Here is a 24,250-nt window from a genome sequence, read left to right on the forward strand (position 1 = left end):
CGGCTGGCCCGCTTAGGGGCGTCCCGCGGATCTTCAATCGCGATAGCCGCGCCTGGATCACGGCTCTCATCGACCAAGATCCACGGGACGCCCCCTAGCCGGGCAGCCGCAGCCGGGTGATGATCGCGCGGTGGTCGCTGCCGTCGACGTCGTGCACGCCGAACGACTCGGCGGTGATGCCGTGGTTGGCGATCACGTGGTCGATCTGCGGCCCGATCAGGGCGCGGAGGCGTGGCGTGGGGCCCCACGTCGGAACGAGGCCCTGACCGCGCTGCGCACCGGCGTCGCCGCATCCGGAGATGGCGTCGCGCAGCACCGAGTGGTCCAGCGTGGCGTTGAAGTCGCCCGCGACGATGGCCGGGGTCGGACCGGTGCACCACTGCCGGAGCAGCCCGAGGTCGGTGCGCCAGTCCGGCACGGACCCGGGGACGGGCGCCACCGAGTGGAACGCGGTGACGCGTGTGTTGCCCAGACCCGCGCCGCTGAGCTCGACGTAGGGGAACGTCGTCGTCTCCGTGCCGATCCGGACCTGGACGTCGCCGAGGTGGTCGGACACCACCGCCGTGACGGCGTTGACGTCGCGGCGGCGTGAGCCGGGCGAGGTGTGCAGGTGGTACCCCAGCGGCTCGACCAGCGGCGCGAGCTGGTTCGAGAAGGGTTCGCCCGCCTCGCTGAGCGCCACCACGTCCGGCCGTTGCTGCTCGATCAGCGCCGCGAGCTGGTGGGCGTCGCCCCTGCCCTCGTAGGTGTTGAACGCGAGGACCGTGAGTGACGTGCCGCTGGTGGGCACCGGGTCGGCCACCACCCGCGGCAGGATCATCGCGCCGCCCACGAGCAGCACCGCCAGCACTCCGGCGACGAACGGCAGCACGCGCCGTTCGAACACCATCACCACGAGCAGCAGCACGAGCAGCGCGGCGACACCGACCAGGACCCACGGCCGGAACGGGACGAGCTGCACGAACGGGCTGCGCCGGTCGAGCTGGAACAGCAGGTCGGGGAGGGCGAACACGGCCACAGCGAGCGTGAATACGACCGCGGCCGCGTAGCGCAGGACGTGCTTGTGGCGCGTCGGCAGAGGCGGCGGTGGCGGGGTGGGGGCCGCCGCGTCGAGGCGGCCCGGCGGTGCGGTCATCGGCCGCGAGTCTGCCCTAGATCGGTTGAGAGTCGACTGAGGGTCCCACTGCACCGGAGGGCACCAGCGCGGTGGCGGGCGCGTGCCGATGGGCCCGTGCACCCCGGCGGGCGAGGAGGGCCGCGACCCCGGCGACGCCGATTCCGGCCGTGCCGGCCACGGTGATCGCGAGCGCCGGGGACCCGACGTCGATCAGTGCGCCCGCCGTGGGGGTGCTGATCGCGGCACCGACCGTGATGGCCGAGCCGTGCAGGCCGGTGACCACCCCACGGGCGTGCTCGGGGGCGAGCCTGCTGACGGCCTCCGAGCTCGCGGCGAGGGACGGTGCGCAGAGCAGGCCTGCGGGCGCCAGCAGCAGTGCGTAGCTCCACCACGGACCGCCGAGTGCCACCGGCAGGGTGGCGACTCCCATCGCGGCGACCAGCACGAACAGTGACGGGGAGCGGCGGGCGACCCCGTAGAGGAAGCCTCCGGTGAGCGAGGCAAGGCACCACACGGTGTTGACGATCGCGATGGCCGCTGCCTGACCGCTGGTCTGCAGTGCGGCGATCATCGAGAGCTCGGTGCCGAAGATCAGCACGACAGCCGCGGTGGTGGCCAGCAACGCGGCGAACAGGCGCATGTCGAGCCACTCGCGGACCCGGCCCGGCGGTGCGTCGGACGGGCTCTCCGGGGAGCGGGTGGGTGGGTTGAGCAGCAGGAGTGCAACACCGCAGACGAGCCAGCCTGCCCCGACGACCCACATCGCGATGCCGGTGGAGAGTTGCAGGGCGAGCACGGTGCCGACAGCAGGGCCGATGATGTAGGAGAGCTCGACCGACATCGAGTCGAGCGCGAAGGCCGGACGGCGGTGCCGGGTGGGCACCATCGCGGCGAGCGACTGGCGCACCACCGAGTACACGGGCAGCCCGAGCAGGCCACCGAGCAGCGCCCCCACCAGGAGCGCGGGGTAGGACAGCGACGGCGCGACGGTCCAGAACACCGCCTCGGCGCACAGGGTGAGCGCCAGCATCGTGCGCAGGCCGCGCCGATCGACCAGCCTGCCGAGCAGTGGCGCCCCGATGGCCATCCCGACGGTGGTGGACGCGCCGACGAGACCGGCTGCGGCATAGCCGTGCCCGAGATCGAGCACCACGTGCAGGGTGAGGGTGATCGCGGCGGCCGATGCGGGGATGCGTGCGAGGAAACCGACGGCCGTGAGCGGGGCGACCCCGGGCAGGCGCAGGACCGTGCGGTAGGCGGCCAGGCCGGTGCTGCTCTCGTCGGTCGCTGTCACCTGGTCGTCCTCAACACATGGTCATGGTGGACCACGGGTCCGACAGAACTCGACAGAGTTGGCCCAGGTTTAACTTGACCCATTCCAGAAAAGCTGGTCGACTGGGCCGCGATGGCATCTCCAGTGGACGTGACCCACCGCCTCCGGGCCGCGGGTCTGCGCGTCACGGGCACCGGGGACAACCACCACCACCTGGTGTGCCGCTCGTGCGGTGACACCACCGACGTCGACCGCGTCGTCGGGACGTGCCCGTGCCTCGTTCCCAGCGACTCCGCGGGCTACCTCGTGGACGAGGCCGAGGTCGTGTTCTGGGGCACCTGCCCGCGCTGCCGGCGGTCCCGCCACCCGAACCAGCACCAGAAGGAGACTCCGTGACCGCGACCGAACCGCGGCCGACGACGAACAACGTCGGCATCCCGGTAGCCAGCGACAACGACTCGCTGACCATCGGCACCAACGGCCCGATCCTGCTGCAGGACCACTACCTGATCGAGAAGAATGCGCAGTTCAACCGCGAGCGCGTGCCCGAGCGTGTCGTCCACGCCAAGGGCGGCGGCGCGTTCGGTTTCCTCGAGGTCACCAACCCGGAGATCGCCAACTACACCAGGGCCGCGCTGTTCCAGCCCGGCGTGCGCACCGAGAGCCTCGTGCGCTTCTCGACGGTGGCAGGTGAGCTCGGCTCGCCCGACACCTGGCGCGACCCCCGCGGCTTCGCCGTGAAGTTCTACACGTCGCAGGGCAACTACGACATCGTCGGCAACAACACGCCGGTGTTCTTCATCCGTGACCCCATCAAGTTCCCCGACTTCATCCACTCGCAGAAGCGTCGCGCCGACAACCACCTGCGCGACAACAACATGCAGTGGGACTTCTGGACGCTGCGGCCGGAGTCGGCGCACCAGGTCACCTGGCTGATGGGCGACCGCGGAATCCCGAAGAGCTGGCGCCACATGAACGGCTACAGCTCTCACACCTACCTGTGGGAGAACGCGGGCGGGGAGAAGTTCTGGGTCAAGTACCACTTCAGGACCGACCAGGGCATCGACTACCTCGCCCAGGCCGACGCCGACCGTATCGCCGGTGAGGACGCCGACCACCACATCCGCGACCTGTACGCCGCGATCAAGGCGGGCGACCACCCGAGCTGGACGCTGAAGGTCCAGGTCATGCCGTACGAGGACGCCGCGGACTACCGCTTCAACCCGTTCGACCTCACCAAGGTGTGGCCGCACGGCGACTACCCGCTCATCGAGGTCGGGCGCTGGGTTCTGGACCGCAACGCGGACAACTACTTCGCCCAGATCGAGCAGGCCGCGTTCGAGCCGTCGAACCTCGTGGCCGGCATCGGCCCGTCGCCGGACAAGATGCTGCAGGGACGCCTGTTCGCCTACCCGGACGCGCACCGCTACCGGATCGGCGCCAACTACACCCAGCTCCCGGTCAACGCCGCGAAGTCGCCCGTCAACAGCTACTCCAAGGACGGCGCGATGCGGTACGCGAACACCGCCGACCCGGTGTACGTGCCCAACTCCTACGGCGGTCCCCACGCCAACCCGGCGATCGCGGGAGAGACGGCATCCACGTACGGGGTCGAGGACGAGGTCATCCGCTCGGCGTACAAGCTCCACGCCGAGGACGACGACTTCGGCCAGCCCGGCACACTGGTCCGCAAGGTCTTCAGCGACGAGCAGCGTGAGCGCTTCGTCGGCAACGTGGCGGGCCACCTGCGCAACGACGTGTCGGAGCCGGTACTCGAGCGCGCCTTCCAGTACTGGAAGAACGTCGACAAGGAGACTGGCGACAAGATCGAGCAGGCCGTCCGCACGGGCGGTCCCGCCTACGAGAAGTGATCTGACGCCGCACGCCTGACGTCATCGACGAGGCCCCGCTCCCGCTCAGGGGAGCGGGGCCTCGTTCTTCCGGCCTGATCGTCGGGGCGCACACGTCCCGCCCAGCGTGACCCGCTCGCGGAGATCGAGAACGGGTGACCCCGCGGTCCCCACCCCACCCCGGGGGCGGTGATCGTCTGCGACTCGGGCAAACTGCCCATCGCGATACGGGTCGTCAGGCCCAACGGGGACGGGCACGGGTGGTTCCCCGAGTACCGATCGGATCGGCTCAGGGGGGCCCGGTCCGAGCGGGTCCTCATCCGCCCCCTCACGTCGAGGAGGACCCTTGTCCGGATCGAAGCGCAGCGGATCACTGGTCGGAGCGGGTGTCGTCGCGATCGCGCTCCTCGCGGGGTGCAGCGGGACCCCCGCCGCCCCCCCGGCGGCCCAGAACCCCGCGGCCGTCGCCGAGGACGCCGGGGCCGCCGAGCTCCTTGCGGCCGCGTCCGAGGCCACCGTCGCGGCCGGCACGGCGCGGTACGAGCTCCAGATGAATGTCGAGACGGCCGGGCAGCAGAGCACCGTCAGCGGGTCGGGCACCTACGACTTCGACCGGAAGATCGGCGACCTCGCCATGACCACCGCCGGTCCCGGCACGGGCCCCGGCACCGTCGACGTGATCATCGACGGCGCCACCTTCTACACGCGGCTTCCCGGGGAGGGCGGTTGGGCGCGGACGCAGACCGAGGGCACCGCGGTCAGCGGCCAGCAGTACGACCCCGCCCAGCAGCTCGCCACCCTGCAGAAGGTCTCCGACGACGTCCGGATGGTCGGCACCGAGCAGTTGCGGGGCACGGAGGTGCGCCACGTGGCCTTCACCATCGACCCCGCGGCGCTGGCGTCGGCCTCGGGTATGCCGGGCGACTCGGCGGCCGCGCTGCAGAGTGGCGGACCGATTCCGGGTGACCTCTACGTGGACCAGGAGGGTCGCGTCCGGAAGCTCCAGATGCAGATGACGATGAACCAGGGCGGCACCGTCAGCTCGATGAACGTCGTCTCGGAGTACTTCGACTTCGGCGTGCCCGTCACCGTGGAACGGCCGGACCCGGCCACGGTGCAGGGACCGGCCGGCGGGCGCTGACAGCGCAGGCGCTCAGCCCTTGACGCTTCCCGCGAGCAGGCCGCGCACGAAGTAGCGCTGCAGCCCGAGGAAGACCAGCAGCGGGATGACGATCGAGACGAACGCGCCGGCGGCGAGCAGGTGCCAGTCGGCACCCCGGGTGCCGGCGAGCTCGGCCACCCGCACCGTCAGCGGCGCCACATCGGACGTTCCACCCGCGAACACGAGCGCCACCAGCAGGTCGTTCCACACCCAGAGGAACTGGAACACGGCGAACGCCGCGATCGCCGGCTTCAGCAGCGGCAGCATGATCGTGGTGAAGATGCGCACGTGGCCCGCGCCGTCCACGCGCGCGGCCTCCACGAGTTCGGTCGGGATCTCACGCATGGCGTTGTGCAGCAGGAAGATCGCCAGCGGCAGCGCGAACGTCGAGTGCGCGATCCACACCGTCCAGAACGTGTTGTTGAGGCCGCTGCCCACGAAGATCTCCAGCAGCGGCAGCAGCGTCACCTGCAGCGGCACGATCTGCAGCGCGAAGATCGCCACGAAGAGCGTGTCGCGCAGGGGGAACGTCGTCCAGGCGAACCCGTACGCCGCCAGCGTGGCCAGCACGATCGGGATGGCCACCGACGGCAGCGTGATCAGCACCGAGTTCGCGACGTAGCCGATGAGTGGCTGGCTGCCGCCGAAGAGCACCTCGGCGTAGTTGTCGAAGGTGATGGCCGGGTGGGCGAAGAACGTCCACCAGCCGGTGCGCTGCACGTCGCGCTCGGGGCGGAACGAGGAGAGGAAGAGTCCGAACGTCGGGATCGTCCACAGGACGGCGATCACGAGGGCCGCGAGCGACGCCCACCGCGACGACAGCCGGCTGCGTGCCGTCGCCGTCCGCGTCGTCGCTGCCGTGACGATGCCGGTCGTCGCCTCGTCCCGGGTGTCCAGCAGGGTCATCGCGCGTTCGCCTTCCGCATCTGCCGGACGTTGTAGACGACGATCGGCACCACCAGGAGGAACAGCAGCATGGCGAGGGCGGAGCCCATGCCCAGGTCGGAGAGCCGGAAGCTCTGCACGTAGAACTCGTTGGCCACCACGCTGGTGCCGAACTGCCCGCCGGTCATGGTGCGGACGATGTCGAAGACCTTGAGCACGGCGATGCTGATCGCGGTGACCACCACGACCACGGCCGGCCGGATGCTGGGCAGGGTGATGTACCAGAACAGGCGCACCCCGCCGACCCCGTCGAGCCGTGCGGCCTCGACGACGTCGCTCGGGATGGCCTTGATCGCGGCGGACAGGATGGTCATCGCGAACCCGGCCTGGATCCAGATCATCACCACGATCAGCAACAGGTTGTTCCAGGGCTGCTGCAGGATGAGGTTGACCGGCTCGAACCCGAGCCAGACGAGGAACTGGTTGACCAGCCCGGTCTGCTGGATGTTCTGCTGGTTCGGCCGGTACTCGTAGACGAACTTCCAGATGATCGACGCTCCGACGAACGAGATCGCCATCGGCAGGAAGATCAGCGCCTTGGCGAACGACTCGAAGCGCGTGCGGTCCACCAGCACCGCGTAGACCAGCCCGGTGGCCGTGGCGAGGATCGGGGTGACCACGACCCAGAGCACCGTGTTGCGCAGGACGAGAAGCAGGTCGGGCTGGGTGAAGATCCGTACGTAGTTGTCCAGGCCGACGAAGCCCGCACTGCGGGCGTCGAGGAGTGACTGCACCGCGGTGCGGGCTGCCGGGTACAGCAGCCCGACGATCAGCAGCAGGATCGCCGGGGCCGCGAACGCGAAACCGGCGACCTTCTCGGAGCGGTACCCCTTCCCGCGGCCGGCCACGAGCAGCACCACGCCGACCACGGCGGCGAACACGGCCACGGCGACCAGGAGTTGGACGAGCTTGTCGAGCAGGGTCAAGCCCGCTCACCTCCGAACGTGCCGAGGGGAAGACCAGGGGTCGGGCGGTCCGCACCCGCCCCCGGCACAGCGGAGTGGAGCCCTACTGGCCGGCCGGCCAGGACTGCTCGATGAACGTCAGTGCGTCGGCCGTGCTCGTCCCCGTGATCCAGTCGGTCATGCCCCGCCAGAACGTCGCGGAGCCGACGGCTCCGGGCATGAGGTCCGACCCGTCGAACCGGAACGTGTTGCCCTCGTCCTGCAGGATCTCGGCGCTGAACCGGTCGATCGGGCTGGCCAGGTTGTTGACGTCGAGGCCGGTGTTGGCGCTCACCCAGCCGCTCTGCCCGAGCGCCGTGCCTGCCTTGGCCTTCTCGTTGGCCCACTCCGGCGAGGACAGGTAGGCCTGGAAGGCCTGGACCTCGGGCCGGTCGGAGAACGCCGCCACGAACTCGGCGCCGACGAGGATGGTCTGGGGCGTGGCCGGGTTGATCGACGGGAGCTCGAACGCGAAGACATCGCCGTTCTCGGAGATGTCGGTGCCCTCGGGGAAGTTCGCCGCGTAGAAGTTGGCCTGCCGGTGCAGGTAGCAGGTCTCGTCGAGGATCGGCAGGCCCGCGTCCTGGAACGTGGTGGTGGCGATCGAGGAGACGTCGCCGAGGCCGCCGTTGACGTAGGCCGGGTTCTTGAGCACCGAACCGACGCGGTCGAGCGCCGCGCTCACCTGCGGCCCGTTGAACGGGATGGCGTGGGTGACCCACTGGTCGTAGACCTGCGGGCCGTTCTCCCGCAGCATCACGTCCTCGAGCCAGTCGGTGAGCGGCCAGCCCGTGGCCTCGCCGGAACCGATCCCGGCGCACCAGGGCTTGCCGCCCTCGGCCACGATCCGGTCCGACAGGGCGGTCATCTCGGCCCAGGTGGTGGGCACGGTGTAGCCCTTGGCCTGGAACGCCTTCGGTGAGTACCAGACGAACGACTTCACGTTGGCGCCCAGCGGTGCGGCGTAGAGGGTGCCGTCGACGCTGCCCGCCGACTTGAACGTCTCGGGGTAGTACTGGTCCACGTTGGCGGCGACGCCTGCCGGAGCGGGCTTCACCGCGCCCGTCTGCCGCACGAGCGTGGCCAGGAGGCCGGGCTGGGGAACGTAGGCGATGTCCGGCGGGCTACCGGCCTGCACCCGCACGGGAAGCTGGGCCTCGAACTCCTTCGAGCCCTCGTACACGATCTTGGCCCCGGTGCACTGCTCGAACGCCTTGTACGAGTCGATGTGCGGCTGGTCCTCGGGGGCGACGATCGAGGTGTAGACGGTGACCGTCTTGCCGTTCAGGTCCCCGTACTGGGTGTAGGCGCCGCACTCCGGGGCAGGCCCGCTGGGACCACTTCCCGCGACGTTGCTGCCGCCGCATCCGGCGACCACGAGAGCGAGGGCGAGGACGCCACTCGCGACTCCGGCCGCGCGTGTCGGCCTTCTCGTTGGCACAGCAGGCATCGCCACAACTCCACCTCATCGGGGATGAAACGGACGCGGGGCCCGCGCCGTGCAATTCGCCATGGAAGCGGTTGCGCAGTACTACGAGCAACAGCTCGTAGTAACGATCCCGTAACCTCACCGTGTGGATTGGATGGATACGGAGAGTAGTAGGTCTGTCCGAAACACGATCTACATGACAGTCTTCCGCTGCTACTCCCTCACACTCGGATCGTCCGGCACGTTCCTGCCGGTGGAAGGAGCACAGCATGGCTGCTGTGACCTATGACAGCGCGAGTCGGATCTACCCCGGCTCCACCGTTCCCGCGGTCGACTCGCTCGACCTGGAGGTCGCCGACGGGGAGTTCCTCGTCCTGGTCGGCCCTTCCGGTTCCGGCAAGTCCACGGCCCTCCGGATGCTCGCCGGGCTGGAGGACATCGACAAGGGATCCATCCACATCGGCGGCCGCGACGTCACGCGCGTTCCCCCGAAGGACCGCGACATCGCGATGGTCTTCCAGAACTACGCGCTCTACCCGCACATGACAGTCGCCGAGAACATGGGCTTCGCGCTCAAGATCGCCGGCCAGTCGAAGGCCGCGATCCAGGAGCGGGTGCTCGAGGCGGCGAAGATCCTCGACCTCGTGGACTACCTGGAGCGGCGTCCCAAGGCGCTGTCCGGTGGTCAGCGCCAGCGCGTCGCCATGGGCCGCGCGATCGTGCGCCAGCCGCAGGTGTTCTGCATGGACGAGCCGCTGTCCAACCTGGACGCCAAGCTGCGCGTCTCCACCCGCACCCAGATCGCCTCGTTGCAGCGCCGGCTCGGCACCACCACCGTCTACGTCACCCACGACCAGGTCGAGGCCATGACGATGGGCGACCGGGTCGCGGTGCTGAAGGACGGGATCCTGCAGCAGGTCGGCACCCCGCGCGAGATGTACGACGCGCCGAAGAACGTGTTCGTCGCCGGGTTCATCGGCTCGCCCGCGATGAACCTGCTCCCGGTGGACGTCGACGGTGACGTGCTGCACTTCGGCGGCGCCGACCTCCGCGTGCCGCGGCAGGCCGCCGACGCCGTCGGGGCCACCCGGTCGGTCACGGTCGGCGTGCGTCCCGAGGACATGGACATCGTCGAGAGCGGTGCGGGCCTGCTCACGGAGGTGGACGTCGTCGAGGAGCTCGGCGCCGACGCCTACGTCTACGGCAGCACCGAGGTGGGCGGCGAGCGCCGCCCGGTCATCGCGCGTGTCGACGGGCGTAACCCGCCCAGCAAGGGCGCGGTGCTGCACCTCGCGCCCCGTGAGGGCGCTCTGCACCTGTTCGCCGGCGACACCGGGGAACGCATCGAGATGTGAGTGAGCCACGCCGAGCGGCCCCGGGACCAGCTGGTCCCGGGGCCGCTCGGCGTTCAGGCGACCGGTGCGGGCAGCGGGGCGCGCAGCCGCACCTCGCCGTCCACGATCTCCGCCGACGGGCGCAGGCCCGCGCGGCGCAGCAGCCGGGTGACGCCCAGGTCGTCCGGACGGGCGACGCCGGTCAGCTCGGCCTCCCCCTGCTCCACGGCCATCTCGGCGATCCTGCGCAGCAGCGCTGTGCCCAGTCCCCGGCCCTGCCAGGCGTCCTCCACCAGCACGGCGGCGCGCACCGAGCCGAGCCCGTCGCCGTCGAGGTTCGCGATCCCGACGGCGCTCCCGCCGTCGGCGGTGACCGCGAGCACGGCTCGGCCGGATCCGGACGCCTCGCCGAGGAGGACCTCCAGCTCACCGGGGGCGAGCTGCCGTGTGGGGCTGAGGAACCGGGACCGCCGCGACTCCGGGGCGCAGCGCGCGTGCAGCGCTGCGACCAGTGGCGCATCGGCGGATTCCGCCGGGCGCATGCGCACCTGGGAGCCGTCGCGCAGCAGCAGGATCTGTTCGGGTGACCCCGATCGGGCCGGAGCACGCATGGCCAGCTGCGTGGCGAGCTCCAGCAGCGCCGCTGCCCGGGAGAGCTCGGTGGCGGTGAACGGCCAGGCCCGCCCGAGGCGCAGCTGCTGCGCGCCCACCCTGATGACGTGGGTGTGCCCCCCGTGGTCCTCGGCCGCCGGGTCGACCAGCCGGGCGCGCAGCATGGTGGCCACGGCACGGGGCGCGCTGCCCGGGTCGGCCGCGACCATCCGGGCCAGTGCCAGCGCCGTGGTGGCGGGGTCGGAGAGCTCGGTGGCGTCGGCGCGCACCAGGAGGGTGCACGGGATGCCGGCGCTCTCCACCGCCTCCACGAGCATGGCCGGATCGGCCGACTCCGGCACCTTGACGAGTAGCTCGTCGGTGATCGAGCCGTCGTCGGCGGGCTCGCCGACGACGTGCAGCGAGATGATGTTGCAGCCGGCGGCACCCACCGCCGTGGCCAGCTCGCCGAGGCGGCCGGGCCGGTCCTCCAGCTGAACGTGCACTCGCCAGAGCGCCACGTGCTCCACCTCCTCGGGGATCGACCACCCAGGGTTCCCCTGAGATGTTTCGGGTCTGCTACCGGACCATGACAGAGCCGGATCCCGGGAGATACGTTGGGCACGACACATCTCCCCCGACGGAAGGCTTGACATGCCAGAACCCCTTTACACCGCTGAGGCGACCTCCACCGGCACCGGCCGCACCGGTCACGTCCGCTCCTCGGACGGCATCATCGACCAGGAGCTGAAGGCGCCCAAGGAGCTCGGAGGCCCGGGTGGCGCCACCAACCCCGAGCAGCTCTTCGCCGCCGGCTACGCCGCCTGCTTCCACGGTGCGATGCGTCTCGCCGCCAAGAACAAGGGCGTGCAGGTCAGCGACGACGCCACCGTCGACGCCGCCGTCGGCATCGGCCGCGACGACACCAGCATGGCGATCAACGTCATCCTCACCGCCCACCTGCCCGGACTCGACCAGGCCACGGCCGACGAGGTCGTGCAGGCCGCGCACCAGCTGTGCCCGTACTCGAAGGCCACCCGCGGCAACGTGGACGTCCAGCTGAACGCGACCGTCTGACCCCTGTGCGCGGATACGCCTGCTGCGGCACCCGTATCCGCGCACGCGCGTCACCTCACCGCGCGCAGAGCGAAGCCGATCTCCGTGGCGATGTGGCGCAGCGTCTCGTCCACGACCAGCGAGCCGTGGCCTGCGTCGAAACGGCTCACCTCGTAGGTGACCTCGCCGTTGCCCACGGCCGCTCCACCGGGACTCCGCGCGGCGAGCGCGTCCAGGTAGTTGTCCACCTGCTGGATCGGGCACCGCGGGTCGTTCTCCCCCGCCAGCACGAGCACGGGCGCCCGCACCTCGTCCACGTAGGTCAGCGGTGACGAGGCCCGGTAGGTCTCCGGCCGCTCCTGCGGCGACCCGCCGAACAGGGCCCGGTCGAACGCGCGCAGCTGTTCCATCTCGTCGGCGTACGCGGTGAGGTAGTCGGCCACGGGCACCCCCGCGATCGCCGCCGCCCAGCGCTCCGGCTGGGTGCCTGCCGCCAGCAGCGCGAGGTAGCCGCCCCACGACCAGCCCTCCACCACGCAGCGCTTCTCGTCGGCGAGCCCGGCGGCGACGCAGTGGTCGAGCACCGCGGCCACGTCCTCCAGCTCCGTCAGTCCCGGCCTGCCCTCGATCGCGTCGCGCCAGGCCGAGCCGTACCCCGTCGAGCCGCGGTAGTTCACCTCCACCACGAGGAACCCGGCGTCCACCCACGCCGCACGGGCCGCGCTGAACCGGTCCTCGTCGGCCGCATGGGGGCCGCCGTGCAGGCTCACCACCGTGGGCGCCGGACCGTCCACCCCGGCCGGGCGCGCGAGCAGCGCGTGCACCCGGCCGCCGGGACCGTCCACCCAGAGGTCCTCGACGGGCACCGACCCCGGTGCAGGCTCGCCCGGGGGAGTGAGGAGCACCCGGTCGGTGCCGTCGGGGTGCAGGGCGCGCACCGTGGCCGGTTCCGCCGCCGACGAGCAGGTGTACTCCACCGTGCCGTCCGGGCGGAACTCGGCCGAGCCCACACATCCCGGCGCCACGGGCAGCTCCGTCAGCTCGCCGGTGTCCAGGTCGTAGCGGTGCAGCCGGGTGCGGGCCGCGTACGTGTGCCAGACCAGCAGGTGGCGACCGTCGGGGTGGAAGTCGGCGTCCAGCTCGCCGGGCAGGCCGAGCGACAGCTCCTTCTCGGTGCCGGCGAGCACGTCCCAGACCAGCAGCTCCTCGCGGCCGTGCCGCTCGTGCAGCAGGAGCAGCCGCCCGTCGCCGGGCAGCGGGGCGAACACCAGCGGGGTGAGGCCCTTGCCCTCGCCGTCGGACTTCTCGGCCACCGCGGTGCCGTCGGACACCCGGACGACCCGCACGGCGGGGTGGCGGGAGTCGCCGTGCTCGGAGTGGCTGATCGCGAGCAGCGTCTCGTCCTCGGACAGGGCACCCACGCCGGCGTCCTCCGCGTGGGTGTAGACCACCTCGGAGGGTTCGTCGCCGCGGCGCAGCCAGATCTTCGTGCCGTGGTCGGTGGAGGTGCCGACGGCCACCACGGCCCGGCCGATCTCCAGGCCGGCGGGGTAGCCGTCCTCGACGCCGGGCAGCGCCGGTTGGGCGGCATCGCCGTCGGGGAGCCCGGCGAACGGCTCGGTGACCCAGTGCCCGAACTCGTCGCCGTCGGTGTCGGCGAACCACCACACGACCGCGCCGTCCGGCGGGAGGGTCGCCGAGTGGGTGCCGCTGCGCCGGTCGGTCACCTGCCGGTGCGTGTCCGTCGAGCGGTCCCAGACGTAGACCTCCGTGGTCCCACTCGAGTTCGACGTGTACACCGACCGGTCGGGCGCGTCCCGCGCCCAGGCAGGCCGCGACATCCGGGTCGCGGTGAACCGGGCCCTCCACCGCTGCTCACGCTCGTCGTCGAAGAGCCGGTCGGGGACGGGGGCGGAAGGGTGCTCGGTCACGACGCCGATCCTGCCGCACGGAGGCCGGTCGCCGGGGTGCCGGCAGCGGCTTCGGGGAACACGGGTTCAATCCGAGCGTGCGCACCCTGGCGGCGACCGCGACCTCCACCACCGGCAGCCGGCGTTCCGGCCTGGCCCTGGCCGCGACGCTCGTGGCGGCCGCACTCGCCATCGGGGGATGTGGGAGCGCGGGGGCCGGCCCGGCCGCCCCCGCCGTCACGGCCGACGGCGTGCAGCGGGTGGAGGTGGCCGTCGCCGGCGGAACGGTCACCGGCGGCGTGCAGCGGTTCGCGGTGCCACTCGGGTCCACCGTCGAGGTCGTGGTGGCCAGTGACGTGGCCGACGAGGTGCACCTGCACGGATACGACCGGAAGACCTACGTCACGGCGGGCGCCACCGCCACCCTCCGCTTCGTGGCCGACCTGCCGGGCGTGTTCGACGTGGAACTGGAGCAGCGCAGCCTCCCCCTGACGCAGCTCCAGGTCTCCTGACACCCCCCGCCCCCGCCCCCGCCCCCGTCCCGCGAGTCGCCCGAACCGTGCCCGCGAGTCGCCCGAACCGTGTGCGCGAGTCGCCCGGACCGGCGGCCCTCCCGAACCCGGTGCGCGGCGGTCCTGGGGACCCGCGGGCCGGGAAGCGCGGGCTCGTAGGGTGAATGCGTGGCGGGGGTCTGGATCATGCGGTTGCTCCTTCTCGTCACGATGACGGCTCTCCTGCTGCCCGGAGGCGCGACGCCTGCCCATGCGCATGCGGGGGGCCTGTCGTCGGCCACCAGTGAGGCCCGGGTGGTCGCGATCGAACCGCCGGTCCCGGGGCTTCAGGTGCGCGCCGTGGAGTTCGGCGCCCGGCTGCGGGTGGAGAACGGCACGGGCGACGTGGTCGTCGTCGACCCGCTGCCCGGTTCCCCGCCTGCCGCGCTGCCGGTCGTCGCCCCGGGCGGGGTGGCCTACTGGAGCGATCCCCGGGTCACCACCGCCGCGGCCGGCGGGCGGGCGGATGGCGACCGGTCGGCCTGGACCGTTCCGCTGCGGGTGGGCGGCACCACGGTGGCGGTACGCGGTGAGCAGTTCTGGCCTCCGCCTCCGGCGACCGCGCTGTGGATCGGGCTCGCCGTTGTCGCGCTGGCCGTCCCCGCCGTGGCGGGGATCCTCGGGGCGGGACGGCGGTGGAGCCGGATCGTGCTCGCCGGGGGGACGGTGGTGGTGATCGGTGCCCACCTGCTGCACGTGTTCGGTTCCGCCGGGGTTCCCGAGGACCAGCCGTACCCGTTGATGCTGCTCAGCGCCGCCGGTTACGCGCTGCTCGGCTGGCCGCTCGGCGCCGTGGGGGCGTGGCTGACGATGCGTGGCCACAGCGCCGGCCCGCTCTTGTGCGTCGCCGCGGGCGGCCTGTTCGCGATCGTCATCACGCCGGTGGACGCCTTCACCCTCGTCGACGCCGTGGTGCCGTTCGACTGGGGCGCGGATCTCGACCGCGCGCTCGTGGCGCTGACTCTCGGCGGCGGGCTGGGCGTCGTCGTCGCGGGGATGGCGCTGCTGCGGCGCGGGCCCGTCCCGGCGGCGTAGATGGTGGTGCTCGCGCACGGCATCGGGGGAGTGGAGGGACTGCCGCTCGACGGCGAGGTCGTGCTGCAGACCGGCGGCGTCGTCGTGCTGGTGTCGTTCCTGGCGGTGGCGTTGCTGTGGAAGCGCCCGCGGTTCACCGGCCCGGTGACCGGACGGCCGCTGCCCGCCGCACTGGACTCGTCCTGGCTGCGGCGCGTGCTCCAGGCGGCAACGTTGGTGGCTGCGACCGCGATCGTCGCCTACGGGTTCGCCGGCCCGCAGGATCCGGACGCCAACCCGGCTCCGCGTGCCCTCTACGTGCTGCTGTGGGTGGGGCTCGTTCCGGCGTCGCTGGTGTTCGGGCCGGTCTGGAGGGTGCTGAACCCGCTGCGGCTGCTGCACCGCCTCGCCGCGGCGGCCCTGCGCCGCCCCGCGAACGGGACCGCGCCGTTGCCCGGCCGGCTCGGCTACTGGCCCGCTGCGCTCGGGCTGCTGGTGTTCGTGTGGCTGGAGCTGGTGGCGCCCGACCGGGACCGGCCGGACGTCGTGGCGACGTTCGTGTTGGGCTACGCCGTCCTGCACACGCTGGCTGCCCTGCGGTTCGGTGAGCGCTGGTTCGACCGGGCCGACGCGTTCGAGACGTACTCGGCCCTGACCGGCGCACTGGCGCCGATCGGCAGGCTGGACGACGGCCGGATCGGGCTGCGCAACCCGTTCCGTGGTCTGGCGGCCGTGCCCGTGGCGCCGGGGCTCGTCGGGTTCGTCGCGGTGTGGTGGGGCTCCACCGTGTTCGACGGCCTGAGCGGCTGGGTGGGGTGGCAGGCTCTGGACCTGCCGCCGGTGCTCGACACGCTCGTGCTCGTCGGGTTGGTACTGATGGTCGCCGGGCTCTACCGGGCCGCGACGGGGCCACTGGCCGGCCCGCTGGTGACCACCCTCGTGCCGATTGCGGCGGGCTACACGATCGCCCACTACGTGACGTTGTTGCTGGTGGAGGGGCCGCGTGGGCTCGCGCAGCTGGGCGGCGCGCAGCTCGGGGCCGTCACCGCCGTGCCCGCGCCGGGGGTCGTGGCGGGTGTGCAGATCGCCGCGGTGCTCATCGGGCACGTCGTGGCCGTCGTCGCGGCGCACGACCGCAGTGTGGCCCTGCTGCCCGAACACCGGCGGCTCGCCGACCAGGTGCCGTTGGTGCTGCTGATGGTGGCCTACACGATGGCCGGGCTGTTCCTGCTCGTGCTCTCCTGACCCGATGACGGTGGTGCGGTCGATCCTGCTGTTCGTGCTGGCGGCCGTGGCCGAGATCGGCGGCGCGTGGCTGGTGTGGCAAGGGGTGCGCGAACACCGCGGCCTGCTGTGGATCGGGGCCGGTGTCCTGGCGCTGGGGGCCTACGGGTTCGTCGCCACGCTGCAGCCGGATCCGCACTTCGGACGGATCCTCGCCGCCTACGGCGGGATCTTCGTGGCGGGCTCGTTGGCGTGGGGGATGCTCGTGGACGGCTTCCGCCCGGACCGCCTCGACTACATCGGTGCTGCGCTGTGCCTCGTCGGGGTGGCAGTGATCATGTACGTGCCCCGCTGACGGGCCGCATCACCAGGCGAGCTCAGCGCAGCCCGTGCGGGCTCCGGGCGGCTCCACCTGCAGGGTGAAGTGCTCCATGTGGTGGCGTTCGGCGAGCAGTGTCTGCGCCTGGGTGAGCACCACTGCCGGATCACATTCCGCGTCGACGGTGAGGTGAGCGGAGCCGACCTCCATGCCCGATGTGAGCGTCCAGACGTGGACGTCGTGGACGTCCTGCACGCCGCCGAGGGCGGCGAGTTCGGACCGGATGGCTGCGACATCGACGTCGGCCGGCGCGGCCTGCACGAGGATCCGCACCGCTTGGCGGCCGAGCGACCACGTACGCGGCAGGATGAACAACCCGATCGCGATCGCGATGATCGGGTCGGCGTAGGGCCAGCCCCACACCAGCATGACCAGACCGGCGATGAGCACACCGACGGATCCGAGGGTGTCGGAGATGACCTCGAGGTACGCGCCGCGGAGGTTGATGCTCTCCTTGGCTCCCTGGCGCAGCAGGCCGAACACGACGAGGTTGGCGGCGAGGCCGGCGAGCGCGGTGAGCATCAGCGGGAGCCCGGGCACGTCGTGTGGGTCGGTGAACCGGTGGACGGCCTCCACGACCACCCAAGCGGCCACCCCGAACAGCAGCACCGCGTTGGCGAGTGCGGCGAGCACCTCGGCGCGGTAGAGCCCGAAGGTGCGACGGTCGTTGCGTTGGGAGGCGCGGGCCGCAGTGATCGCGGCGAGCGCCATCACGATGCCGAGCACATCGGTGAAGTTGTGCCCTGCGTCGGAGAGCAGCGCGAGCGACGACGTGGCAAGCCCGACAATCACCTGTAGGACGAGCGACGCCGTGAGTACGACAACCGAGATCGCCAACCGCCGTGAATAGCGGCCTGACGCGCTCTGACCGGCGTCGACACCGTGACCGTGACCGTGACCAGCCCCCATGGGCGCCAACATATGCGGAAGTGTGCATGAGTGCAATCTGGGCCACCCGCCGATCGGTGATCGCCGCTGTCGGAAGGTCGTGCGATCATCCGCGCGTGACGGAGCCCGTCCTACCGGAGGACATGCGCGTATCGGACGTCGAGCGCGGCAACGTGCAAGATTCGTTGCGCCGCGCACACGACATCGGCCAGCTGGACCTCGGCGAGTTCGACGAGCGCGTGCGCTCTGTCTGGGCCGCCCGCACCCGGGGTGAGCTCGAGCGCGTCACTGCCGACCTGCCTGCGCTGCCGCCCGAGCCGGGACGTCGCACCGTCTTCTCTGACACCGGTGGCGGCATCGCCATGCGAGTGCTGACGATCATCTGGTCCAGCCTCACCGCGGTCAGCCTGTCGATCTGGGGGCTCGTCGCACTGAACACCGGCAGTTCGCTGTGGTTGCTGTGGCTGGTGCTGCCGCCCGGTCTCGTGCTCCTGGTGCTGTACCTGTCGGGCATCGGGCGCCCGAGGCGCAGCTGAACGTCATTGCTTCGCAATTGTTGAAGCGCGTCATGATCGTGAGCCGAACGCATTGACGGATCTTCGGTGATCGATCGACATGGGTGGCGCGAGTCAACGTCGCCGCGTCAGTAACGTCGTCGGCGAAGATTCGATCAAGAAAATTGGAATGGCCCAGCCCGTCGAAGGTGGTCACGCGGGGCCGCCGCTGCGACCGTGGCCGGGATCGGCGCGATCGGCCAGGGCAGCGACATCGCCGGCTCCTGAAGGTCTTTCCGGGCTGCGGGCCGGAGGACATGGTCGAGGCGATGACGGAGCGCGAGCGGTTGCTCAGACTCCGGCAGCTCTGCCTCGACGATTGGCCGCTGATCCTCACCCACAGCTGCGCCGAACTGGCGTTCCGCCTCGATCACATGGTCGACGTACCGACCTTTCAGGACGAGATGCGCGCGCAGTCGACCCAGCTCGCTGTGCCGGTACCCGGCCTCCCATCGATCACCGTGCCCACGGGCGTGGCCGACGGGCTGCCGGTCGGCGTGCAGCTCATCGCCGGTCGCTACCGCGAAGATCTCTGCCGGGAAGCCGCCGAGGCCATCGAAGCTCGCTCCGGCATGCGCACGCCGATCAATCCGAGATGATCCATGTCGATGACGTGGCCACATGCATTCCGGTAAGTGAAGCGCGACTCAGCTCTCATCCGCCCCGCGGACGGACCACGTCGCCGAGGTCCCGCTGTCGGTCCGACCGGCGTCCTGGCCGACCGGTACGGCGATCGACGCCCACAGCAGCGATGCCGCCGCGACCACCGCCGCGGCACCGAGCACGTGCAGCAGGACGAGCACCTCCGGCACCCCGACGGCGTACTGGACGCTCCCGAGCACCCCCTGGGCTGCCACGACGGCGACCAGCAGGACGAAACGCCTGCGCGCACGGGGCGGGGCGGCGCTGAGTCGAAGCGTCACGCCGAGCGCGGCCAGGAGGACGAGGTAGAGCACCAGGAGAACACTGTGCACGCCGGCCAGTGCCTCGACCGGGACGTCCAGCCGCGGGGTGGCCGGGTCTCCCGCGTGCGGGCCTGCTGCGGTCACCAGCGTGCCTGCTGTCAGGAGTAGCCCCAGTGTCACGACCCCCGCCGTGGCCACCGCGCGTCCGGTCGGTGACAGCGCGGCCCGCTGGGGGTCGTCCGGGTCGAAGACCGCAACGACGAGCTGGACGGCGAACCAGATCAGCAGCATCGACGGCAGGAAATGCAGCATCACGTTCCACCAGGCCAGCTGGTTGAGGACGGTGAACCCGCCGATGACGCCCTGCAGCACCGCCCCGGCCGGCATGATCGCGGCGAGGGTCACCACCCGCCGGGGACGCGGCCGGAGCCGCCACGCCGCGACGAGGCAACCGACCGAGATCAGCAGCACGACCGTGCCGAGCAGCCGGTTGCCGAACTCGATCCACTGGATGACCGGCGCGATGTCGTCCCGCTGCGTCGGCACCAGGCTCCCCGGGTCGCACTGCGGCCACGTCGGGCAGCCGAGACCGGAACCCGTCACGCGGACGAATGCCCCGGTCGCCGTGATCACCACATGCGCAATCACGTTGGCGACCGCGAGTCGCCGCAGCGCTGCCTCCGCGCCTGTCGGCACCCCTGCGTCGGCGCTGGTCACGATGCCCTCCCGGCTCGTCTACGGGCTGTTACTACAACACGTAGAGCTAACCGGACTCGGGCGGGGCGGTCGGAAGTGGGCTCGACAGCCTGATCCGGCCCTGCTGGAGGGACACGAGTAATGCAGTGCCGTACTGGTTGAATTTGATGCGAACGTTTATCGGGCGGTGCGGTGGTGGGTCGCAAGAGCCTCGCCCGGAGTCCACACCGAAGCGCCGAGCAGTACCAGGTCCTTGATGAGGAACTGGCCGGTCATGGAGAGTGTCGGAAAACCGCCGCCGGCGGCCTCGCCGATTCCTGGAGTGGTGAACAGGTAGCTCAAGGTGCTGAGGAACAGCACCACCGCCACTGCGCTTCCCAAGGCGGCCGCCCGTGGCAGCCGAGGCCGCAGTGCGATCAGCACCGCTGCCACGATCTCGACGGTACCGATCAACCCGGCGAGCGTCTGAACGCTGAAGATGTCGTAGAGCCAGCTCTGATACGGGCTGTTCGCGATCAGTGGCATGATCGCCATGGCCTCGTAGTTCGCGAACTTGAGGGCGCCGATCCTGGCAATCATGATGGCAAGCCCGTAGCGGAGGATCGCGGATCCGATAACGGTAATGCGCTGGTCGGTGGCCGGGGCGGGGAGCGTGGTGGTCATGTCGATTCCTTTCGCGGGCCCGTCGAGCATCTCGAAACGCTCGGCTGAGCCCACGTCCGGCTAATTTCTCGAATTCCTTACCGGAATCTGACGCCGACGGGACTTCGACCGGAAAATGGCCGCTGCGCCAACGGCTGGGCCTCGTGCGCGCCGCGTGGCGCCGCCGGGCCGGCGCGACCGGACGGGCTGGTATTTCTATACCAGCGCGTGCTACGTTCCGGTATAACTATACCGGAACCGGGTGAGGTGAGGTGCTCGTGATCGAACTGAAGACGCCTGCGGAGATCGAACGCATGCACGTGGCCGGGCGCTTCGTCGCCGAGGTGCTCTCCGAGGTCGGCCGGCTCGCCGACGTGGGCGTCAACCTTCTGGACCTGGAGCAGCACGCCCGCGGCATGATCAAGCGGCGTGGGGCTGAGTCGTGCTACTGGGACTACGCGCCGTCCTTCGGGAAGGGCCCGTTCCGCAACGTCATCTGCCTGTCGGTGAACGACGCCGTCCTGCACGGCCTGCCTCACGACTATGCGCTGCGGGACGGGGACGTGCTCAGCGCGGACCTTGCGGTCGGCGTCGACGGCTGGGTGGCCGACTCGGCGCGCACGGTCGTCGTCGGGACCGCCGCCGAGGAGGACCTGCGGATCATCCGCGCCACCGAGGAGGCGTTGGAGGCGGCGATCGAGGTGGCGCGTCCGGGCAACCGCCTGGGTGACATCTCGGCGGCGATCTGGACGGTTGCCCGCGACCACGGCTATCCGGTCAACAGCGAGTTCGGCGGTCACGGCATCGGTCGCACCATGCACGAGGATCCCCACGTGCCGAACAAGGGCCGGGCAGGGCGTGGCTTCACGCTCCGGCCGGGCGTGACCCTCGCGCTCGAACCCTGGTTCGCCCGTACCACCGACCGGATCGTCTACGACGCCGACGGCTGGACGATCCGGTCGGCCGACGGCTCGCGTACGGCCCACTCCGAGCACACGGTGGCCGTCACCGAGGACACCCCGCTGGTGCTCACCCGGCGCGAACCGGAGCACCCGTAGCCCGGGGCCGGCAGTCGAGCTCGGCGGGGTCAGTACATCGTCTCCTCGAGGCGCTGGGGGGCGGCCTCGTCGAAGGCCCGGCAATCGACGGAGCCGTTGGTGATCGCTTCGAGCATCGTGCCGATCGAGGGGACGGCCGAGCCCGGGATCCGGGTGTCGCTGTTCCAGAGCTTGGAGCGCATCAGGGCCTTGGGGCATTGGATGTAGGCAGCGTCGACCGTCACGACGATCACGGAGGCCGGGACCTTGTCACCCCGCTCGCCCATGGCGAAGCTCTCCCGCAGGGCGGCATCGGTGCTCAGCACGGCATGACCGTTGACCCGCAGCAACGTGCCGATTCCCGGAATGAGAAATACCAGCGCGATGCGCGGGTCGCGCACGATGTTGCGCAGCGAGTCGACCCGGTTGTTGCCCCGGCGGTCCGGAATGAGCAGGGTCTTCGGGTCCGCTACCCGGACGAAGCCAGGGGGGTCGCCCCGGGGCGAACAGTCGAGCCCCTCGGGCCCCGCCGTCGCCAGCACGACGAATGGTGAGGCCTCTACGAAAGCCTGGTAGTGCTCCGAAATGTGGTCGAGCTCCATGGTGACCGCGGCGGCGATCGGCTCGCCGTACAGGGCGTCGAGCTGCTCGACCGTGCGGACGATGGTGTCGTCGTCAACCCTCACCCCAGCGACCGTACGCGCCGGAACCGCCGACTCCCGCCGATCTGGGAAAGGCTCCGCTGCGAATCCCTGCTCGACGTCACCATTGTCGGGATCGGCACGCAGCGAGGGTGCGGGAAAGTTCGTGCGGACCGATCGGCTCAGCCGTGGGTGCCTCTCCAACAGGTCTGGGCGTCAGCGGATTTGTCCTCGACTGACCGCGTGTTCCGCGCGCCGGGTGTGGTCCACGCAGAGCCTGTGGGGTCTGTGAGGACCAGGTTGGGCGCGCGCAACTCCAGGTGCGCGGGGTCGGCCGTGCGCCAGTTGAGCCGGATCGCGCCGATCTCCTCGGGGTTCGCGACCGCGATCCCCCTAGAGACTCCTCGTGGCGGTAGGTGGCCTTGAACAGGAAAAACGGCCCTGGTCGGAAGCTCCGAGAGAGCCTCCGACCAGGGCCGTTCTGTTGTCGGGGTGACAGGATTTGAACCTGCGACCTCTTCGTCCCGAACGAAGCGCGCTACCAAGCTGCGCCACACCCCGATGGCCCGTGAGCCGTGACCAACTCTAGCTGACGTCAACGGCGGCCGACGCGCGGGTTGCCGGTGCGGTCGGGACCACCGACGCGCGGGGCACGAGCGTGAGGAGGCTGGCCTCCGGCGGGCAGGCGAATCGCACGGGGGCGAACGGCGAGGTGCCCAGGCCCGCGGAGACGTGCAGCCAGGTGTGGGCGCCCCAGCGGGAGGCGCCGCGGGCGCGGGAGCGATCCAGGCCACAGTTGGTGACGAGTGCGCCGACACCCGGTACCCGCAGCTGGCCGCCGTGGGTGTGGCCGGCGAGCACCAGGTCGTACCCGTCGGCGGCGAACCGGTCGAGGACCCGGGGCTCCGGGGAGTGGGTCAGACCCAGCCGCAGTGCCACATGGCGGGGGCGGCGTCCCGCGACGCGCTCGTAGCGGTCCAGGCCGAGGTGGGGGTCGTCGACGCCGGCCACGGCGATGGTGACGCCGGAGACCGTGAGGGTGACCTGCGTGTGGGTGGCATCGGACCAGCCGTGCTCCAGCATCGCGGCGCGGAGGTCGCGCCACGGCAGCGGGTCGCCGTGCGAGCGGCGCTTGCTCTTCACCAGGTAGCGGGCCGGGTTCTTCGGCGTGGGCCCGAAGTAGTCGTTGCTGCCGAAGACGAACAGCCCGGGATACTGCAGCAGCGGACCGAGGGCGGCGACCACGGAGGGGACGGCTCGGGGATGGGCCAGGTTGTCGCCGGTGTTCACGACGAGGTCGGGCTCGAGAGCAGCCAGCGCGGCCACCCAACGCTGCTTGCTCCGCTGGCGCGGCGTGAGGTGCAGGTCGGACACGTGCAGGACGCGCAACGGGCGTGAGCCCTCGGCCAGCACCGGCAGCGTCGCCTCCCGGAGAGTCCACCTCCGGCGCTCGATACCCGCCGCGTAGGCGACGGCGGCCGCCCCCGTCGTGGTCGCGCCGAGCGCGAGCCGGCCCCAGCTGTTCACCCGGTCAGGGTACGGCGAGAGCCCGTGTATCCGGTATCCCCACCGTGCCGGCCTCCGCGCCGTGCCGCGTCGCGGCGCCGCGGCGCGGACATGCATTAGCGTCACTGCCGTGAGCACCTTGAAGGAGCAGCTGCGGACCGATCTGACCGCCGCCATGAAGGCTCGCGACGAGCTGGTGAAAGCCACCCTGCGGATGACGCTGACGGCCATCGGCAACGCCGAGGTCGCCGGCACGCAGGCCCGCGAGCTCGACGACGCCGAGGTCGTCAAGGTGATCACCAAGGAGGCCAAGAAGCGGGCCGAGTCGGCAGAGGCGTTCGCCGCCGCAGGCCGCGAGGAGCTGGCCGCCCAGGAGCGTGCCGAGGGTGAGGTGCTGGCCCGGTACCTCCCGGCGCAGCTCTCCGACGACGAGCTCGCCGTGATCGCGCGCACCGCGGTGGACGAGACCACCGCCGAGCTGGGAGAGCAGCCCGGCCCGCGTCAGATGGGGCAGGTCATGAAGAAGGCCACCGCGGCGACCGCCGGCCGAGCCGACGGCGGCCGGGTGGCCGCCGCCGTGAAGGCCCTGCTCGTCGGCTGAG

The 24,250-nt window shown here is 71.0% G+C and carries 25 protein-coding genes and 1 tRNA gene; 13 read left to right on the plus strand and 13 right to left on the minus strand.

The window, feature by feature from the left end; translation table 11 throughout:
* Positions 1-94: 94 nt before the first annotated feature.
* A complete protein-coding gene (locus AC5L35_RS29720; RefSeq protein WP_495063024.1) occupies positions 95-1,135 on the minus strand; it encodes an endonuclease/exonuclease/phosphatase family protein in 1,041 nt (346 codons plus the stop codon).
* Between the two features lie 16 nt (positions 1,136-1,151).
* On the minus strand, positions 1,152-2,411 hold the full coding sequence (locus AC5L35_RS29725) for an MFS transporter (protein ID WP_495063025.1): 1,260 nt from the start codon (positions 2,409-2,411) through the stop codon (positions 1,152-1,154).
* A 111-nt stretch (positions 2,412-2,522) separates the two neighbouring features.
* On the opposite strand from AC5L35_RS29725, the gene AC5L35_RS29730 reads away from it, so the two are divergent.
* The 3 genes from AC5L35_RS29730 to AC5L35_RS29740 all read left to right on the plus strand — a co-directional run bounded on the left by AC5L35_RS29730 (position 2,523) and on the right by AC5L35_RS29740 (position 5,381).
* Complete coding sequence (locus AC5L35_RS29730; protein ID WP_495063026.1) at positions 2,523-2,786, plus strand: hypothetical protein; 264 nt, start codon at positions 2,523-2,525, stop codon at positions 2,784-2,786.
* Complete coding sequence (locus AC5L35_RS29735) at positions 2,783-4,261, plus strand: catalase (RefSeq protein WP_495063027.1); 1,479 nt, start codon at positions 2,783-2,785, stop codon at positions 4,259-4,261. The genes AC5L35_RS29730 and AC5L35_RS29735 overlap by 4 nt, the downstream gene beginning before the upstream one ends.
* A 325-nt stretch (positions 4,262-4,586) precedes the next feature.
* A complete protein-coding gene (locus AC5L35_RS29740; RefSeq protein WP_495063028.1) occupies positions 4,587-5,381 on the plus strand; it encodes an SCO4651 family lipoprotein in 795 nt (264 codons plus the stop codon).
* A gap of 12 nt (positions 5,382-5,393) precedes the next feature.
* Here AC5L35_RS29740 and AC5L35_RS29745 read toward each other — a convergent pair whose 3' ends face one another.
* The 3 genes from AC5L35_RS29745 to AC5L35_RS29755 all read right to left on the minus strand — a co-directional run bounded on the left by AC5L35_RS29745 (position 5,394) and on the right by AC5L35_RS29755 (position 8,741).
* A complete protein-coding gene (locus tag AC5L35_RS29745; RefSeq protein ID WP_495063029.1) occupies positions 5,394-6,308 on the minus strand; it encodes a carbohydrate ABC transporter permease in 915 nt (304 codons plus the stop codon).
* The gene (locus tag AC5L35_RS29750; protein WP_495063030.1) at positions 6,305-7,273 is read right to left on the minus strand and encodes a carbohydrate ABC transporter permease; all 969 of its coding nucleotides are present in this window, start codon (positions 7,271-7,273) and stop codon (positions 6,305-6,307) included. The genes AC5L35_RS29745 and AC5L35_RS29750 overlap by 4 nt, the downstream gene beginning before the upstream one ends.
* Before the next feature lie 82 nt (positions 7,274-7,355).
* On the minus strand, positions 7,356-8,741 hold the full coding sequence (locus AC5L35_RS29755; protein WP_495063031.1) for an ABC transporter substrate-binding protein: 1,386 nt from the start codon (positions 8,739-8,741) through the stop codon (positions 7,356-7,358).
* 248 nt (positions 8,742-8,989) lie between these two features.
* Between AC5L35_RS29755 and AC5L35_RS29760 the strand changes: the two genes are divergently transcribed.
* Positions 8,990-10,075, plus strand: a complete 1,086-nt coding sequence (locus AC5L35_RS29760) for an ABC transporter ATP-binding protein (protein ID WP_495063032.1) — start codon at positions 8,990-8,992, stop codon at positions 10,073-10,075.
* A 53-nt stretch (positions 10,076-10,128) separates the two neighbouring features.
* On the opposite strand, the gene AC5L35_RS29765 is transcribed toward AC5L35_RS29760, so the two are convergent.
* Positions 10,129-11,166, minus strand: coding sequence for a GNAT family N-acetyltransferase (locus tag AC5L35_RS29765; protein ID WP_495063033.1), 1,038 nt, complete (start codon positions 11,164-11,166; stop codon positions 10,129-10,131).
* A gap of 133 nt (positions 11,167-11,299) precedes the next feature.
* Here AC5L35_RS29765 and AC5L35_RS29770 point away from each other — a divergent pair, with 133 nt between their 5' ends.
* Positions 11,300-11,722: an organic hydroperoxide resistance protein gene (locus AC5L35_RS29770; RefSeq protein WP_495063034.1), complete on the plus strand. Its 423-nt coding sequence runs from the start codon at positions 11,300-11,302 to the stop codon at positions 11,720-11,722.
* Between the two features lie 50 nt (positions 11,723-11,772).
* On the opposite strand, the gene AC5L35_RS29775 is transcribed toward AC5L35_RS29770, so the two are convergent.
* Entirely contained in the window at positions 11,773-13,632 is a 1,860-nt protein-coding gene (locus AC5L35_RS29775; protein ID WP_495063035.1) for a S9 family peptidase, read from the minus strand.
* 77 nt (positions 13,633-13,709) lie between these two features.
* On the opposite strand from AC5L35_RS29775, the gene AC5L35_RS29780 reads away from it, so the two are divergent.
* The 4 genes from AC5L35_RS29780 (at position 13,710) to AC5L35_RS29795 (ending at position 16,755) form a co-directional block, all read left to right on the plus strand.
* Positions 13,710-14,123: a hypothetical protein gene (locus tag AC5L35_RS29780; protein ID WP_495063036.1), complete on the plus strand. Its 414-nt coding sequence runs from the start codon at positions 13,710-13,712 to the stop codon at positions 14,121-14,123.
* Between the two features lie 168 nt (positions 14,124-14,291).
* Positions 14,292-15,197, plus strand: coding sequence for a hypothetical protein (locus AC5L35_RS29785; protein ID WP_495063037.1), 906 nt, complete (start codon positions 14,292-14,294; stop codon positions 15,195-15,197).
* Positions 15,198-16,421 (plus strand): hypothetical protein, encoded by a 1,224-nt coding sequence (locus AC5L35_RS29790; protein ID WP_495063038.1) that lies wholly within the window; start codon positions 15,198-15,200, stop codon positions 16,419-16,421.
* Between the two features lie 4 nt (positions 16,422-16,425).
* Complete coding sequence (locus tag AC5L35_RS29795) at positions 16,426-16,755, plus strand: YnfA family protein (RefSeq protein ID WP_169393942.1); 330 nt, start codon at positions 16,426-16,428, stop codon at positions 16,753-16,755.
* A 9-nt stretch (positions 16,756-16,764) separates the two neighbouring features.
* Here AC5L35_RS29795 and AC5L35_RS29800 read toward each other — a convergent pair whose 3' ends face one another.
* Entirely contained in the window at positions 16,765-17,688 is a 924-nt protein-coding gene (locus AC5L35_RS29800) for a cation diffusion facilitator family transporter (protein ID WP_495063039.1), read from the minus strand.
* A gap of 95 nt (positions 17,689-17,783) precedes the next feature.
* Between AC5L35_RS29800 and AC5L35_RS29805 the strand changes: the two genes are divergently transcribed.
* A complete protein-coding gene (locus tag AC5L35_RS29805) occupies positions 17,784-18,203 on the plus strand; it encodes a DUF1707 SHOCT-like domain-containing protein (RefSeq protein WP_495063040.1) in 420 nt (139 codons plus the stop codon).
* Positions 18,204-18,490: 287 nt separating this feature from the next.
* On the plus strand, positions 18,491-18,820 hold the full coding sequence (locus AC5L35_RS29810; protein ID WP_495063041.1) for an amidase family protein: 330 nt from the start codon (positions 18,491-18,493) through the stop codon (positions 18,818-18,820).
* Positions 18,821-18,868: 48 nt separating this feature from the next.
* Here the strand turns inward: AC5L35_RS29810 and AC5L35_RS29815 are convergent, their stop codons facing one another.
* Together AC5L35_RS29815 and AC5L35_RS29820 are read right to left on the minus strand one after the other, a co-directional pair.
* The gene (locus tag AC5L35_RS29815) at positions 18,869-19,843 is read right to left on the minus strand and encodes a COX15/CtaA family protein (RefSeq protein WP_495063042.1); all 975 of its coding nucleotides are present in this window, start codon (positions 19,841-19,843) and stop codon (positions 18,869-18,871) included.
* Between the two features lie 156 nt (positions 19,844-19,999).
* Positions 20,000-20,485 carry a YkgB family protein gene (locus tag AC5L35_RS29820; RefSeq protein WP_495063043.1) on the minus strand — a complete coding sequence of 162 codons (486 nt, stop codon included), beginning with the start codon at positions 20,483-20,485 and terminating at the stop codon, positions 20,000-20,002.
* Positions 20,486-20,742: 257 nt separating this feature from the next.
* Here AC5L35_RS29820 and map point away from each other — a divergent pair, with 257 nt between their 5' ends.
* Positions 20,743-21,522, plus strand: a complete 780-nt coding sequence (map, locus tag AC5L35_RS29825; protein ID WP_495063044.1) for a type I methionyl aminopeptidase — start codon at positions 20,743-20,745, stop codon at positions 21,520-21,522.
* Between the two features lie 29 nt (positions 21,523-21,551).
* On the opposite strand, the gene AC5L35_RS29830 is transcribed toward map, so the two are convergent.
* The 3 genes from AC5L35_RS29830 to AC5L35_RS29840 all read right to left on the minus strand — a co-directional run bounded on the left by AC5L35_RS29830 (position 21,552) and on the right by AC5L35_RS29840 (position 23,669).
* Entirely contained in the window at positions 21,552-22,187 is a 636-nt protein-coding gene (locus tag AC5L35_RS29830; protein WP_495063045.1) for a pyridoxamine 5'-phosphate oxidase family protein, read from the minus strand.
* A 442-nt stretch (positions 22,188-22,629) separates the two neighbouring features.
* A tRNA-Pro gene (locus tag AC5L35_RS29835) sits at positions 22,630-22,703 on the minus strand.
* A 24-nt stretch (positions 22,704-22,727) separates the two neighbouring features.
* Positions 22,728-23,669: a metallophosphoesterase gene (locus AC5L35_RS29840; RefSeq protein ID WP_495063046.1), complete on the minus strand. Its 942-nt coding sequence runs from the start codon at positions 23,667-23,669 to the stop codon at positions 22,728-22,730.
* A gap of 109 nt (positions 23,670-23,778) precedes the next feature.
* Here AC5L35_RS29840 and AC5L35_RS29845 point away from each other — a divergent pair, with 109 nt between their 5' ends.
* Entirely contained in the window at positions 23,779-24,249 is a 471-nt protein-coding gene (locus tag AC5L35_RS29845) for a GatB/YqeY domain-containing protein (protein ID WP_495063047.1), read from the plus strand.
* Position 24,250 lies beyond the last annotated feature (1 nt).

This window comes from Pseudonocardia sp. OZ21, from assembly GCF_059359135.1.

What these genes read in the sequence shown, in the direction of transcription:
- AC5L35_RS29720 (WP_495063024.1), bottom strand. Translation starts at nt 1,135, where the DNA reads ATGACCGCACCGCCGGGCCGCCTCGACGCGGCGGCCCCCACCCCGCCA.
- AC5L35_RS29730 (WP_495063026.1), top strand. Translation starts at nt 2,523, where the DNA reads ATGGCATCTCCAGTGGACGTGACCCACCGCCTCCGGGCCGCGGGTCTG.
- AC5L35_RS29745 (WP_495063029.1), bottom strand. Translation starts at nt 6,308, where the DNA reads ATGACCCTGCTGGACACCCGGGACGAGGCGACGACCGGCATCGTCACG.
- AC5L35_RS29755 (WP_495063031.1), bottom strand. Translation starts at nt 8,741, where the DNA reads ATGCCTGCTGTGCCAACGAGAAGGCCGACACGCGCGGCCGGAGTCGCG.
- AC5L35_RS29760 (WP_495063032.1), top strand. Translation starts at nt 8,990, where the DNA reads ATGGCTGCTGTGACCTATGACAGCGCGAGTCGGATCTACCCCGGCTCC.
- AC5L35_RS29770 (WP_495063034.1), top strand. Translation starts at nt 11,300, where the DNA reads ATGCCAGAACCCCTTTACACCGCTGAGGCGACCTCCACCGGCACCGGC.
- AC5L35_RS29790 (WP_495063038.1), top strand. Translation starts at nt 15,198, where the DNA reads ATGGTGGTGCTCGCGCACGGCATCGGGGGAGTGGAGGGACTGCCGCTC.
- AC5L35_RS29795 (WP_169393942.1), top strand. Translation starts at nt 16,426, where the DNA reads ATGACGGTGGTGCGGTCGATCCTGCTGTTCGTGCTGGCGGCCGTGGCC.
- AC5L35_RS29800 (WP_495063039.1), bottom strand. Translation starts at nt 17,688, where the DNA reads ATGGGGGCTGGTCACGGTCACGGTCACGGTGTCGACGCCGGTCAGAGC.
- AC5L35_RS29810 (WP_495063041.1), top strand. Translation starts at nt 18,491, where the DNA reads ATGACGGAGCGCGAGCGGTTGCTCAGACTCCGGCAGCTCTGCCTCGAC.
- AC5L35_RS29820 (WP_495063043.1), bottom strand. Translation starts at nt 20,485, where the DNA reads ATGACCACCACGCTCCCCGCCCCGGCCACCGACCAGCGCATTACCGTT.